This window comes from Aliiglaciecola sp. LCG003, from assembly GCF_030316135.1.
GTDB lineage: Bacteria > Pseudomonadota > Gammaproteobacteria > Enterobacterales > Alteromonadaceae > Aliiglaciecola.
This window is the reverse complement of sequence record NZ_CP128185.1, coordinates 306,510-321,725: the sequence shown is the minus strand read 5'-3', so window position 1 is coordinate 321,725 and position 15,216 is coordinate 306,510. Positions and strand designations below refer to the sequence as shown.

The 15,216-nt window shown below is 45.7% G+C and carries 12 protein-coding genes; all 12 read right to left on the bottom strand.

Annotated elements, in window-relative coordinates; all coding sequences use genetic code 11:
- Positions 1–41: 41 nt before the first annotated feature.
- On the bottom strand, positions 42–5,867 hold the full coding sequence (locus tag QR722_RS01365; protein ID WP_286284971.1) for a LamG-like jellyroll fold domain-containing protein: 5,826 nt from the start codon (positions 5,865–5,867) through the stop codon (positions 42–44).
- 2 nt (positions 5,868–5,869) lie between these two features.
- On the bottom strand, positions 5,870–6,292 hold the full coding sequence (locus tag QR722_RS01360; RefSeq protein ID WP_286284970.1) for a pilus assembly PilX family protein: 423 nt from the start codon (positions 6,290–6,292) through the stop codon (positions 5,870–5,872).
- Positions 6,282–7,103: a PulJ/GspJ family protein gene (locus tag QR722_RS01355; protein ID WP_286284969.1), complete on the bottom strand. Its 822-nt coding sequence runs from the start codon at positions 7,101–7,103 to the stop codon at positions 6,282–6,284. The genes QR722_RS01360 and QR722_RS01355 overlap by 11 nt, the downstream gene beginning before the upstream one ends.
- Entirely contained in the window at positions 7,103–7,720 is a 618-nt protein-coding gene (locus tag QR722_RS01350) for a type IV pilus modification PilV family protein (RefSeq protein WP_286284968.1), read from the bottom strand. Before QR722_RS01350 ends, QR722_RS01355 begins: the two co-directional genes overlap by 1 nt.
- On the bottom strand, positions 7,707–8,240 hold the full coding sequence (locus QR722_RS01345) for a prepilin-type N-terminal cleavage/methylation domain-containing protein (RefSeq protein ID WP_286284967.1): 534 nt from the start codon (positions 8,238–8,240) through the stop codon (positions 7,707–7,709). The genes QR722_RS01350 and QR722_RS01345 overlap by 14 nt, the downstream gene beginning before the upstream one ends.
- 42 nt (positions 8,241–8,282) lie before the next feature.
- A complete protein-coding gene (locus tag QR722_RS01340; protein ID WP_286284966.1) occupies positions 8,283–8,813 on the bottom strand; it encodes a prepilin-type N-terminal cleavage/methylation domain-containing protein in 531 nt (176 codons plus the stop codon).
- A 122-nt stretch (positions 8,814–8,935) separates the two neighbouring features.
- Positions 8,936–9,529: a prepilin-type N-terminal cleavage/methylation domain-containing protein gene (locus QR722_RS01335; RefSeq protein WP_286284965.1), complete on the bottom strand. Its 594-nt coding sequence runs from the start codon at positions 9,527–9,529 to the stop codon at positions 8,936–8,938.
- A gap of 77 nt (positions 9,530–9,606) precedes the next feature.
- Positions 9,607–10,137 (bottom strand): hypothetical protein, encoded by a 531-nt coding sequence (locus QR722_RS01330; protein ID WP_286284964.1) that lies wholly within the window; start codon positions 10,135–10,137, stop codon positions 9,607–9,609.
- A 22-nt stretch (positions 10,138–10,159) separates the two neighbouring features.
- Positions 10,160–11,392: a type II secretion system F family protein gene (locus QR722_RS01325; protein WP_286284963.1), complete on the bottom strand. Its 1,233-nt coding sequence runs from the start codon at positions 11,390–11,392 to the stop codon at positions 10,160–10,162.
- Positions 11,379–13,145, bottom strand: coding sequence for a GspE/PulE family protein (locus QR722_RS01320; RefSeq protein WP_286284962.1), 1,767 nt, complete (start codon positions 13,143–13,145; stop codon positions 11,379–11,381). Before QR722_RS01320 ends, QR722_RS01325 begins: the two co-directional genes overlap by 14 nt.
- The gene (locus QR722_RS01315; RefSeq protein ID WP_286284961.1) at positions 13,145–14,308 is read right to left on the bottom strand and encodes a tetratricopeptide repeat protein; all 1,164 of its coding nucleotides are present in this window, start codon (positions 14,306–14,308) and stop codon (positions 13,145–13,147) included. Before QR722_RS01315 ends, QR722_RS01320 begins: the two co-directional genes overlap by 1 nt.
- Complete coding sequence (locus QR722_RS01310; RefSeq protein ID WP_286284960.1) at positions 14,305–15,213, bottom strand: ExeA family protein; 909 nt, start codon at positions 15,211–15,213, stop codon at positions 14,305–14,307. Before QR722_RS01310 ends, QR722_RS01315 begins: the two co-directional genes overlap by 4 nt.
- Positions 15,214–15,216 lie beyond the last annotated feature (3 nt).

Below are 15,216 nucleotides of genomic sequence, written 5' to 3'. Positions count from 1 at the left end.
AGCCTTGGTACTAATTTTTATAGTTTAACCACTGGAATGAGTTAGTTTGTCACTTCTCGCCAGTGGATAACTTTGTCATTACCGCGGTATTGGCCAAAGGTTATCAGCGCGCCAGGATTGCCTACCCCAGCATCTGGGCCATTCCAGTCAAACTGTAAATAGTCATCCCAGGTTATAGTGTTGTCGTTTCTGGGCAGTAGCTCAATGCGATACTCCCCCATTAAACTGCTGTCTACATTGGTTACCTTTATTCCCTCGAAACCTAGGGTTTTACCACTGGTCATGCCAAAACTACTGGTTAATACAGCGATACTTCCTGTCGCTGCGCCATTTTTATCAAACAGGTTGAAATCATTGGGCTCTAGACTTTGAATCGTACAACTATCATCAAGATTGCGCACAAAGCTGCTACCATTGAAATACTCCACCGACACTGGCAATAAAAGATTTCGATTTTCTGGACCGAAGCCATTGTCGATTTTCAATCTTCCCCAGCGGTATTTGCTTCCCGCTATATTGTTGATAGCGAACACGTTATTGGTATCATCCAACCCAGCCAAAGTGTTCTGGGTGTCACAATCATCTGGCGAGGCTTTATCGTACTGTTGGTGATAACAAATAGCGGCGCTACCATAGCTATTGTCAGTTAGAAAAGCAGGCAGAAAACTAATATCAAGTGCACTATCAAAGGGACCGTACTGACTGTCAGACTTAGAATACAATATACGGCTATTAAACAGGGTTAATCTGCGGCTACCTTTCACTCCGTTAGTTGATATTTGCATACTTGGCGATGAGAACTGGCTAATAGTGCCATCAAGTCCGCCGTCATCGTAGACCATATCACTAGCCGATGCGCCGGCTAACCATGTCCAGAGACTGTCATCATCGAAGTTTTGCATGATTTGTTGATCGGCATTCATCGCAGAGACGCTAAGCTCTACATCTTGCTCAAAGCCCTGAGGTTGGCCTAAATAGGTGAAGCCTGTAGACACCTCGCAGGTATTAGACAGTTTAGGCGTATTCGGCGCAACTGCATAATAAGCAGGAATAAACACACCCAAAACAGCAGGTACTGAGGCGCCACTTGGACCGCTGGTGATGGTTCGATTGAAATAATCGGTATCACGCAAATCTAATGATAATTGACCGAACTCCGAATATTTGGCGATGAAGCTATAAACTCCATTAGTATTGGTTATGCCGCTGCCAGTGGCCGTAATTACGCTACTTGAGAATACCGAAGAGGGAGAAGCCGCAATGGTGGTGCTCTGGGCATAAGTGAAATTGCCATTGACTGTTTCATCACCTAACGGGCCAAGGCGATTGAGCGCAATTTGGATATTACCCGGTTGATAATTGGGAAGTGCACGTTCACCAATGCTTCCCCGCGCACTGACTTCAATTACAAAATCGGCTGCGGCTCGAACAAAAGTGCTCGGCTGGGGAGTTGTTACCAAAATCCGTTCAGGCATAACCACAAATTGGGTTGAGCCTGTTGCTGGGATATTACCATTAAGGGTGGCCAACACCGACATTGATATTTGGCCGGCATCGGCATAGGAAAAACCGGTCAAGGGCGCAATGCCATTGTCATCAAAGTTGAGGGTTATCTGGCTAACGCCGTCAGAAGTAATATTACCCGTTGGAGTTTGAATAGGTGTTAGGCAAGCATCAGGGTTATCACAGGACATTAAAAAACCTATATCTTGCTCACCAGTTAGCGCGGCAACACAGACGTTATCAGCAGAGTCAGAATCTGTCTTCACGGCCCGCAATTGACCGGCAATAAAGTCACTTTCAGCAATTTGATCAGAAAATCCTTCAGCGCTAGAGGCCCCGATAAATTGAAAACCTGCGTCACTAAAGGTCATACTACAACTGTTGTTTGGCGTACCACTACATTGACTGGTTTGGTCTAGAACATCTAAATTGACTGTAACAGGTTCAAGCTGACTTAATGTAACGGTCGCCGGCGTATTGGCTAAAATTGTCACCTGTCCGCCATCGGGCCAGCCCGCGGTAGGATTCATATTAACCGTTACATCTTGATCATACAGCTGCGAACAACTCTCGTTGGCACAGGCGTAAATCGTAATGGGTTCGGCCTCACAGGTTAAGCCGCTACCGTCATGTTCAATTAAGTATTTGTGCACAAAAGAACAGGTGGCTAGAGCGTCTTTATCATCCTGTACCGCATCTTGGTCCTGCATAAAGTTATAGATGCGCACATCATCAAACTCACCATTGCCTGAGTTTTGCGTACTGGTCACCACTATGTAGTCAGAGCGATTGTCACCAATATAGAGTGTATCTAATTCGCCGAGCTCTCCGGTTAAATTCCTATCGCTGTTGCTGGTAAGTGTTTGCGCGGAGCCATCGAGGTAAATCGCTAGCTGTTGGCCGGGTAAATTCCAAGTTACCGCAACATGAACCCATTGCTCGGCAGGATAAGTAAGATTTAACGCCGTGGATGCACCAAAATTTCTATCTTGAGCATCCTCCATATTAAAGTCCAGTTTGCCATCGGCATTGATGGCCAAATAAAAATATTTAGACCTATCGTAATCACCAAGATCGGTGGAGGCATCGAATAGCTGGCGAGGATTACCCGAATCCCAGCGTTCATTGCTGCGATACCAAAAAGAGATAGAGCCACTATTGCCCAAAGCGTTTATATCAACATTGCTGTCTATGCCTTGGCTATCTCCGGTTCGATTGTCACTGGCAGGCACTTCCATTGCACGACAGGCTTTTTGCACCGATGGATTAATCGGTAAGGCATTACCCAACGGCGTGGCATGATTAGCATATCCGGAATTGTCCAGCACTGAACCGGCCCCAAGCCATTGAGTTTGTTCAAATTGATATTGCGCCACTAATTGATCGTTATCACAGGTAGTACAGGTATAGCTTTGTTGTTGGAAAAGCTCAGTGACACTCACCGTATCGATTTGATTACTAAAGAACTTAATCTCGTCGATTTGGCCTTTGAAGAAGTCACGCAGATCATCTGGCTCTGAGCTATTGTTGCCGCTGCGCGCAGCATTAGCGCCAAAAATTAACGGCTCTGTATTACCTCGGGTACCTTGAATGTAACTGCGGTTCTGGCCCACTAACTCGCCGTTAATATACAAACGCATGCCATTAGCCCCCCAAGTGTATGCTAGGTGGTACCAGTTATTGGCAGAAAGTATTTCACCGGTTTCAATTTCATGGTTGGTTCGCGTATCTTGATGACGCACCGCAATGCGTCCGGTTGCTTGTATCCTGAGGGTTAAATGACCACCATTATCAAAACCATTGGAGTCTCTGGAGAATAATGTCTGGCCCCCTTGATCTGGAAGATAAGTGTGACCTAAATTGACAGAATTAAACCAGAATGATAAAGCCCCTTCATCGGTCTCAAATGCGCTCACACTGGGTATATTGAAATGTTCGCCTTGTCCGTTAAAGTCGCCCGATTGGCAAAATTTACCATTTTGTGAAATATTGCCACCATCCACAGCCGCACCGTTATAGCCATTAATTACATCAACCAACTCGTCGCTGGCACCACTTAAGCTACAAACGTCCAAGGGCCAATGTGCCTCCAGCACGTCATTGCTTGGACAGGCAACACAATCCACTTCTTGTTCATCAAATAGATTATTCACCTGAGCTTGGTCTAATTGTCCCTGATAGAGCCTGACGTCATCTATTTTCCCAATGAAATGATCGGTTAATTTTTCAGGCTCTGAAATATTGTCACCGGTACGCCAAGCCCCCGAACCCAATATTATTGGCTCAGGGTTACCAGACAAGCCACCTCTGTAATTTTTCCTCGCCACTTGGACTTTATCCAAATATACCTTCATGCCCTGCTGGCCAAAGGTATAAACCAAATGGTGCCACTGCTTTTCTTTGACCACGTTAGCGCCGGAAAAAGCATAGAAACTGGAACGATTAGATTGGTGCAGCGCATTGATACTGCCGTTTTGGCTAACATATATGGTCAGATGGTCGCCGCCATCGTTGGTGCCAGAAGAGTCTTTGGAGAAAAGTACCAGTGCATCTCGGGTTGAATCATTTTGATGACTTAGATCATCAACTTGAAACCACATTGAAAGACTACCGTCATCCATGGCAAAGGCGCTGTTGTGAGGGATATTAATGTGTTCTCCCTCACCTGCGTATTCACTGGATTGACACAACTTACCGCCTTGTGAAATGTTAGCTCCATCGATGGCAGTGCCGTTGGCACCGGCAATCACATCGATCACTTCATTGGCATCACCATTGAGTGAGCACATGTTCATGGGCCAATGGGCTACCAACTGAGGATCAAGATCATCACAGGAAGGCTCACTGCCTGCAAAGTCCTGAACCTCATTTTGGCTCAGCACATAATTATGCATACGTAGATCTTCAAATTGGCCGTTGGCAGAGTTGCCGCTTCCATCATTAACAAAGTAATTACTGCGACTATCGCCAATGTACAGGGTATCCATATCACCGAGTTGATCCTGCAAAGACGGATTTGAAACACTACTAACGGTGCCACTGCCATCGCGCAGCACGTAAAGTTGCAGCAAATTATTTGGTAGATCCCAGACGGCTGTAATATGCACCCACTGGTTAGCTGCATAGTTAAGATCACTGCGGGTCACCGAAATATCGGTATCTTGGGAATCTTCAACGGCAAAGGTTAACGCGCCGGATTTCAAAGACATATAAAAATATTTATCCGGTGACGGGGCTTGATTCGAGGCATCAATGAGCTGACGCGCGGTATTGTCGGCCCAGCTTTGGTCACTTCTATACCAAAACGAGATACTGCCCTGATTGCCCACATCGTTCAAATCAATGCCAGCATCTATTGCATCGGTGACCGATGAGCTGATATTGCCGGGAATATCCAACACCTTGCAACTTCCAGCCGAATAAGAAAGAGGTACCGCACCGCCTAATGCATTACCGTTGAAACCGTTACCTGAGCTATCCGGCACAGCGCCGGTGCCGCTCCAGCCTGTTTGATTAAATTGATAAAAAGCCCGTAAACTCGGCGCGGTATCATTACTACAGGTGTCTGAAAAATCATATTGGTCAAACAAGTCATCGATATAATTTACACTGGCAGCGTTGTTTAAAGTGACATTTTTAGCTGAAATAACTCCACTGAATTTCGCGCCGTTTTCAAGTGTGACATCACCTAGCGCATATATCATCCCTTCACCTTGGGAATCTCGCTCAAAGGTAATGTTGCGATAGCTACCTAAATTCAGCGCTGCTGAGTTACTTAAACCATTTATGCTACGGTTATTTTCAACTATCACGTTATCGGCGTAGAGATACACAGTGCCTGAGCCAACCACATTAATTGCTATATCATTTCGCTGGTTAGATGACAAAAGTGATAGGTTTTTTATCCAATACACCCCAGGTTTAAAATTGAGAGTGGCGCCGGCAGAGATATTTAAGTTGTTAATATAATAAGCAGAATAATTGTCTGAAAAGCTGTTAGAGCCTGAGCCTACGTTGATTTGATTGAACACATTAGTATTAAGATTACCTTGGCCTATCACAGCACCATTTGCTTGACCGTTTGTGCCTGAAAAGCCTGGAAACTCGCTGTTAATGTCAAGGGCTGCAGATGCAACGCCACTTACTGAGCAGGCGACACTGCCACAACGGCTATTGTTATGCATACTGCCCGACGTAAAAGGTAATATCGCTGACGGCGCATCATTCACAGTGCTACGGTTAGCTAAAGTGAGTCTACCTTCATTGGCGTGGCTTTGAATCACATTCGGAAATACCGCGTCGCACTGAGCGGCAACACTTGGCAGAGAGCATAAAATAACACAGAACAAAATGAAAATACGCATAGCTACTCCACAATGCCATCAACGGCGACGGTGCGACTAGCGGTGACTTTACCCGCCGTACAAACACCTAGGCTTTTAAAGTTATATTGCTCTACGTCCGAATCAATAAAACCTGAAACCTTAGTGCAACTAGCTATAGTGATGCATTTCTCCAACCCTTTAACATTTTGGAATACCTTGGTGGTGGTGCGACAAATAGGCGTGCCATCCTGAGTCAACGGAAAGGCATTTTTGATAGTCAACTCCAAAGAAGATTGGGCTGCCTGCATAGCGCGTACCCCATATACCTCATGGATCATTGCATCTGCGGATGAGCTCAACAGCCGGATCATTGTTATCCCCAGCACAGCCATTACAACGATAACGAATAAAGCAATCACCAGCATACTGCCTGATTGTTTTTGCAAAGATAGATTAAGGCGCATTAGGAATATGTACCTCGTTGTTGAAAACCACCTGCTCTTGATTCAATTCAAACCTTAGCAAGGTCAAAACAAATGCATTTCGACTTAAGGTCGCCTCTGCTATACGAAAGGGCTTGTCTTGTTCCCCGCCGGATATGCTATTTACTAGGTTTTCGGCCATTAGCACGCCATTGGTTAAATCCAGTTGTTGATTGCTGGTAAAGGCATAATCTGCAAATCGCCATACTTTGCTTTCCGATGCACAATAGCTCACCGGTCCGCCAATGGCATAGGCCCTTGAACTGGGTGAGTCTGCAACAAAATGAACCGGTTCTGATAGGGTGATTAACAGCTTTTTGTCATCTGCAGGGTCTAGTACCGGCGCTTGTTTAATGAGATGACGACGACCCGTCGAGCCATACACATCAGCATTAGAGGTAGGGTACACAATAATAGAATGGTGACTCTGAAAGTTATACTTCGAGGTGTTTTGCTCAGATTTAATGACTTTTATTTGATCAGTTTGCGGCTCGGGAGCCACAGGAATATCAAAGTAGTAACTGCTAAACAGCACGGGCACAAATTCTAAACATTGTACGCTGGCGTTACTGCTTACTCGCAAACTATTGGGCAGCGCATTACGAATTTCTCGATTGAGCCTTTGCACCACAAAACGTCCTTCGCTAAGCACTTGATCGCGCTCAGCTACATCCACATAAATATCCGTACCGGTACGAATAAAGCCAGCAATACCAACCGACAGCACAGCTAACACCACTATCACAGCAATGAGCTCGATGAGGGTAAAACCCTCTTGCCTAGTGCGAAGCATTAGTAATTGCTCCGGTATGTGGAGAATACTAACGTCTCTAAACTGGGAGTGCCCACTGTCACCGTTATAAGTTTTGCGCTTTGGTTAGAATCAGTCACACCATCTAAATTGCCGTCATACACCACTGTTACTTGAAAGTTAAATCCTGCATAAAGGTTTTGACCATCGATTTCGATGCTTTCACCCAATGAGTTAAGAATAATTGGATCATCTTGACCCCGACCTTGGCTGAGGCCGTGGTAATCATCCACATCGTCAAAGTTCGACTCAATAGCGTTACGGGTCTCACCCTCTGGGCCAAAATTAGCAGCGGCGGTGCAAGCTGCTTCGTTATCGTCACTGTCAAATTCACCATCTTGGTTTAGGTCATCGTTGCAGCGAATTCCAGTGGTGCTGGTTTCATCAAAAGCTTTGGCACTTATTTCACGCAGTAGCGAGTTGGCTAACTCAGTGGCCCGCACCTGCATGATAGGGTCAACACTGCGTCCGGCCTGAGGGAATATTAGACTGGTCATCAAGGCAAATACAATAGCCAATACCAGCATACCTATGACCATTTCGATTAAGGTAAACCCCTTAGACTGACCGAGTCGATAGAGATGCTTAGTCACATGCATGAATATACCCTTGGGACTCAACACAAACAGACAGGGTATTTACCCCTTGAATGGTAATTTTGACCGGGTTATTACAAAAGCCCGCGCCATTGTTCGGGCAGCCTAAGCTGTTAAAGTTTATGGTGCCTGCACCGCTGGTAATAATGACCTTATCACTGACGAACTCATCAATGTCCGCTGTCACGTAATCAGCTGCTTCACTACTGTCTATGGTATTGGCGCAGGTTGCTGCTGCTCCGCCAGTGCGATAATTTAATGTTGGAGGTCCAAAAGAAGAGTTGCTGCCGGTAAATACGTTGACCTGGAAACAATAGCCTGCGCGGGTGTCATTCATAGCACGTTGCTGCATGGTACGCAGCGCAGAAATTAATCGTGATTGGTAGGTATATTCCACCACGCTTCCTTTGGATTGAAAACGTGGTGCAACTAAAACAGTAAGGATCCCTAAAAGCAAGATGACCACAATCAGCTCCACTAGTGTGAAGCCAAGTGTATGCTTAGCTTGCAGAGAATTCCTCACCGTAACTCATTATGAAACCAGTTGTGACATGGTTTCGTCTGCTTAACAGTCGTCATCTACTACAGTAACAACAGGGGCGCTAGTATCTGTTGCATCGGCATACAGCACATAACATCTGCCTGTTGTAGCTCCCGATGTAAAATCAACTGCGCCACCAGCTGGAGAGATGGCAAAGGTACCTTCTGCTGGATTGGTTGCAGAAACAGGATCGGCACCAGGAGTAAAGGAAAAGTCACCATCTGTGCTGACATCAAGTTGTACCCAACCTGCTAGCATCGCTGCATTCATTGAATCAGCGTCTGGATAACCAAAGTCGGTATCGACATCTACAGTACCAATAGTGACTCTGCTGGTATCATCACCTGCATTGGCGTTAGTTTGTTCACCGGCAATAGATGATTTAGCATAAACCAATTGGGCGCCGCCTTGTAGCGCGGCTTTTACGCCTTTAAGGGTAGATGCCTTAGCATCACTGCTTAAGTCGATGAAGCGTGGCGCTGCGGTTACCGCTAAAATGCCCAGAATCACAATGACAATGATCAGTTCGATTAATGTAAAACCTCGTTGTTGCATGCTACTTTCCTCAGTTATCTAATTGTATAATATCTATAAGTTGAATTATCTTAAGCCGTTAAGCAATATTTTTAACTATAAAATCTATTTAGTTAGACCTATCAGGCCCAACCGCTTCTTGTTTAGTTGTTACTAAACACTATGACCTGACCTATTCTAGGGTCGTAAACAAAACCATTGCCTACATCCTGATTGGTCGGTTCTACCGTTCTATTCTTTATGGTTTGGGTTAGATAGTAATAACAGAGATCATTGCCACCTGAACCCGTACCTTCACTTGAATTGGTAAAGTAACGAAACTTTTCAAAGGGGCGTTGATTCCACTGAGACGAAATAGTCGGCGCACTTTGCATAATTAAATTGAAGGTGCTTTCGCAATCCAAATCATTGATGCTGTCATCTTCACTGCTACTGTCATTACTGAGTTGTCCAGTAGGATAACCGGTATCTTTGTCTATACCCACTTGCACGCCATCAATGATCACCGAAGTACTATTGGTGCCAAAATTTTCTTCGGCACGACCTTCCAGCTCCCACGCCGCTCTGACCAAACTCACGCCAGTGGCAAACCCACCCGCAACCCCTTCAACGGTAGCATCTTCTGCATCCTTAGTGATATCCAACATACGTGGCAGAGCGACGGCTGCTAACAAACCAAGCACAATAACTACCACAACCAGTTCAATCAGGGTAAAACCTTGTTGTCTATTTTTCATAATTTATTCACCATCACTCTGTTCAATCGCTGTATTGGTAAAACCTGCTGTTGCCAATAATACCTGTTCCATTTTAACTAACCCGTCACATTACTCACTCGGCCATTGGTGATTTGATAATCAAATCTTGGACCAACAGATAAGCGGAATCTACATATTTGCTGTGTTGATTGCTCAGTCTGACCAGTATCCGAAAAGTATTCCGCAAATACTTTGAATCCATCAACTGACAGGGGGATATTCAACACACCTTTCCACAATTTTTCACACCCTTCAGAGCTTGCCTCAACCCGAGGAAAACCATCAGTATTCATTTGCAGTGGACTACGACCACTTTCGATGGGCTCCCCCTTAGAGCCCGGGCGTGGGCTGTAGTGCACTAACACTATCATGTTAGGACTGCCTTCAGCGACCCATTGCCAATGCGCCAATTCAACACTGCGGGCAAAACGTTGCTGTAAACCTTCCATAGTCACGTACTTCATGTCTTTTTCAGAATCATTAAAATAATAAATGAAACTGCCCATTAACAGTACAAACACCATTAACGTCACTATGTTACTGAAAAGCTTACTAGTACTTTCTTGCCCTGCTTGTTGTTTATCCACCGTCTGTTAACACCTTTTCAGATCAATTATTGCCTTTGTAAGCGCCCATCATTTCCCACATCGGGGTGAATATACCCAGTGCTAGGATTAATACCATTACTGCAACGATCACAATTAAAATCGGTTCTATTTTCGAAGTTAAACTTTTTAAATCATAGTCTACTTCACGTTCATAGTAATCTGCGACCTCTGCAAGTAACTCATCAACCCGGCCAGTTTCCTCACCCACAGTGATCATTTGCATCACCAAAGGAGTGAACAATTGGCTGGCATGGGCCACCCGAGAGAGGCTTTCACCTTTTTCGATACTGCGGCGCATGGTCAAAATGCGCTCCGCCATAAAGCGGTTATCAACGGCGTCTGATACCAAAGTCAGAGCTGAAGTCAATGGCACACCAGAGGTTAACATCATCGAAAAACTGCGGGCGAAACGCCCTAACAAGGTGCGCTCCAAAATTGAGCCTATAATCGGCAAACGCGTTTTCCTGCGATCCCATTTATAGCGCCCCACATCGGTAGCGAGATAACGTCTGATAGCTATTGCCCCTAATATTAACGCTAGCAACATAAAGGGCCATTTAGTTACAAACAAATCCGACATACCTAGCAAAAATCGCGTCATGATGGGCAGTTCGGCATCAAATTTTTGGAACATATCAGCAAAAACCGGGATAACCCAAATATTCATGATCACTATGGCGACCACCAAGGCTATCACCACAAAGATAGGGTAACGGGTCGCGGCTTTTATCTGTTTACGGGTTTCTTGCTCCCGAACCAAATAATCAGAAAGTTGTAAAAAGGCTTGGTCCAACTTACCGGTATTCTCACCAACGTGCACCACAGAGACAAACAATTGGCTGAAAATATATGGGTGTAAGTTCATCGCCGATGACAATGAACGACCTCTTTCTAATTGGTCTCCCACATCGCGCAGTGCGGCTGCCATACGTTTGGAGTTAGTGGTTTCGGCTAACCCATTTATTGAACGCAAGATGGGGATACCAGATTTACTCAATGAATACATTTGTCGGGCAAAAATCACCAGATCTTCTAGGCTGACTCTAGGGGTGAAAAAGTTGATTTGCTGGTCTTTGTTAACACTCATTTGGTCTTTATCAGATTCAGCAATATCCAACGGAGTCACATTTCGGCCCAGCAATGTCTTCGCAGCCGTCGAAGCATCCGCCGCTTCAATGAAGCCACTAGTTAGCTCGCCCGTTGCATTGCGCCCGGTATAACTAAACTGGGCCATCGTAAACACCCTCGACATCTACTGATTGTAGATTGTCTTTGCCTTCGGTTACGCGGCTATCTGCCACCATTTCCACTAACCTCAATACTTCTTCTACTGTAGTAATGCCCATCTTTGCATAGGTTAAGGCTAGGCTGGCTAAAGGGGCATAATTTGGACTTGCCTCGGCGGCTTTGCTAAAGGCAACGGTATCTGAGTCCTTTAGCGCATCCATCATGGCATCACTCATTTCTAATAACTCAAATACCCCGACGCGCCCACGATAGCCTTTTTGATTACAATTCTGACAGCCCAAGCCACGCTTGAACCCGGCTGTTTTTGCGCTAGCATCAATATTACCCAGCCAAAACAATTCCTCGTCGTTGGGGGTATAATCGACTTTACAATTTTCGCATATTCTTCGCACCAAGCGCTGAGCGATGATAGCCCGCAACGAACTGGCAACCAGATAGCCTGGCGCCCCCATGTCCAACAGGCGTATAGCACTGCTGATGGCATCATTGGTATGCAGGGTTGATAACACCAAGTGACCGGTTAAAGCCCCACGCAAACCGATTTCAACGGTTTCTTTGTCGCGCATCTCACCGACCATAATAATGTCGGGGTCTTGGCGCAACGTTGTCCGCAGCACGTTTGAAAAGCTTAAACCTATTTTATTGTTAATCTGGACTTGGTTAATCCGTGGTAAGCGATACTCCACCGGATCTTCAACAGTGATCACCTTAGTATCGGCAGTATTAAGTTCGCTTAAAGCCCCATACAAGGTGGTAGTTTTACCTGAGCCCGTTGGGCCGGTAACTAAGATCATTCCGTGGGGCCGTTTGAGCAAGGTGCGCAAACGTCGCAACAATGTGGGCGGCATGCCGGTTTGCTCTAAGGTTAACAGGCCAGCCGATTGATCTAACAAACGCATGACCACTGACTCACCATTTTGTACTGGCATGGTGGACAGTCGTACGTCGATGACATGACCTTTGATACGTATCTGGGTACGGCCGTCCTGGGGCAAACGCTTCTCGGAAATATCCAGACCTGACATTAATTTCAAACGTAATACCAAGGCCGATGCAATATTCTTTTCTTTAATGATGTTTTCTTGCAACACCCCGTCTACTCGCTGGCGGATGCGTAATATGCCCTCATCGGGCTCAATATGAATATCCGACGCTTTGGCCTGCACGGCATCTTCGAATATAGATTGCAGTAGACGCGCAACCGCGGTGTCTTGTTCATCATCAATGCCACGACTGAAATCAAATTCGTCTTCGCTTTGATACTCTTCCGCCAGTTCTTGTGCAAATGAAGCTATCTCTTCTGTGCGTCGATAAAAATTATCATACGCTTCGAATAATTGAGTTTCTGCTACAACGGCCAGTTCAATGGGTTTAGGTAATAATGCCGCTAATGCATCAATAGCGTTGATATCACCGGGATCACTCATGCCCACCAATAGCTTGTCACCTTTGTCATCCAACACTATGGCGCGATAACGGCGGGCTTGCACTTCAGGCAGCAACTTGACATAGGCTTGCTGAACCGGATATTCGGGAATGTTGATCAATGGCAAATTTAAATGCTGAGACAATAAGGTTAGCAAATCATGTTCGGAGACAAACTCTTGCTCAATCAGTACCGCACCAAGTTTGCGGCCGGACTCACGCTGTGCCACTAGGGCCTGCTTCAGTTGTATGTCTGAAATTATATTGTTTTGAACCAGCAAATCACCTAAACGGATTTTTGTTTTTGCTTGCATTACTTCCCCCCCGCTAGGTACTGAATTCTTTGTTCGACGAACTTGCTCACTTCACTAGACAATTGGTTTAACTCTTTTGCGTGTTGATAAGCTTCTAAGGCTGGCTGACGATGGTCTAAACGCTCTTCTGCAACAGCCAAGCCTAACCACCATTTGGCATTAGCTGGCTGGCTTTGCGTCAGGGCTAAATAGTCCAAGCGAGCTTGCGCAAAACGCTCGACTTTTTGCGCTAAAGAGGCACGATAAGATATGTAATCCGGCGCTTGAACGGCATTTAAGTTGTATTGAGCTAATAAATCATGGGCCTTAATTGGATTTTTCATTTGTACATAAAGACGGGCCCGCATCAAGCGTAAGTCATAGTTATCAGGTTGCCTGCTCATTCCCTCAATCAATACATGATCAGCCTGTAATTGATTGCCGTTGGCAAACTGCATGGAAGCAAGGCGTTTTCGCGCAGCGTCGTTATCCGGTGCTACCTGCAATAGTTTTTTCAGTAACTCAATGGCACTATCATCGTCACCTCGCGCGAGGGCGATTTGAACTTGCTGGCGTAAATCAGACTCACTGTTCGCCGCTTGACTGGGCTTCACTTTCATTTCAGCCGAAGCCTTTTCAACCTTCGCAGGCCAAGCGTCAATTGGTTCGGCAACGGAAGTCAGATATTCATCTTGGGCAGTAATTTGGGACGTCACATCAACAGGGGTTTCAGTCTTGGCTTGTGGTTGCAACTGGACTTCCAGCGCTTGCTCATCTGGCAATTGCGCAGCATTTTCCCCGCTTTGGCTACTGCTACTCGACTGAACTTCGGGGGCTTGGTTGAAGCGGTGGCCCGACAAGGCATTTTGTGTCTGCTCGGTAATGTTTTCGACTAAAGCAGGTCTAGCTGACGAATTCGAAGAAGGCTCAGTTGGGGCGCTTGAAGTGCCAGCCGCTGCAAGCGGCGCGGCGACGGGAATAATGGTTGTTTGCGCTGATTCAGTATCCAAAAAACTGGGTTGCAATTGCCAAATGATAATACCACCCACTACTAGCAATAACACCATGATTATCCACGTTCTAGAGGATGCGCTGTGACTAGGCGGATGGTAATCCGCATTGGCATTAACCGGCTGATCTTTACGGGCCTCTAAGTCTTGCAGCATTTTATTTACCACGCTCATAATGTCCACCCTTGATAGTGCACATAAGCGGCTAATAACACAGCCACAACTAAACAACTGAACAACACTGCCAATCTAGTGTGGCTAGCAGGTAATTCAGCCGCCTCTGTGTCGCGAATAGCCAGTGTTACATGGCGGGGCTCGACAACCTGTTTACCTTCTCCAAACGCGAGCATCAAAGACTTATGACATAACACATTGACAATGCGTGGCGTACCATTGCTGGCTTTAAATAATTTCTGACAGCATTGCCGGTTAAAGATTTCGGCTCCTTGGTAGCCAGCTACACTCATACGGTGACGCACGTATTGATAAACCTGATCAACGTCCATCATTCTCAAGGTATAAGAAAAGGTAATTCGTTGTTTAAGCTGCCTTAGCTCAGGCAAAGCAAGCTTTTCATCCAACTCTGGCTGACCAAACAGCACCACTTGAAGTAATTTACGCGACTCGGTTTCTAGATTCGTCATCAGCCGTAACGCCTCTATGCTTTCCATCGGTAAAGCCTGCGCTTCATCAATGATTAGCACCACACCTTTGTTTTGTTGATGTATATGAATAAGGCGCTGTTGAATACGTTGTGTGAATTCCTGCTGGTCTGAATGATCAGTCAAACTAACATTGAGTTCACTGGCCACTGCTCGTCTTAGCTCAACCGGACTTAAATAGGGATTAGGGATGTATGCCGTGACAAAATCTTGCGGCAATTCATTGAGCAGTTTACGACAGATTAAGGTTTTACCCGTACCTACTTCACCGGTGACCTTGATAAAGCCTTCACCGGTTTTTAACGCCGTTAACAATACCGCAATCGCTTCTTTATGACTCGGTAAGCCAAAGAAGTAATTAGTATTCGGGGTCAGAGTAAACGGTAATTCCTTTATGCCGTAATGGTAAAGGTACATAGT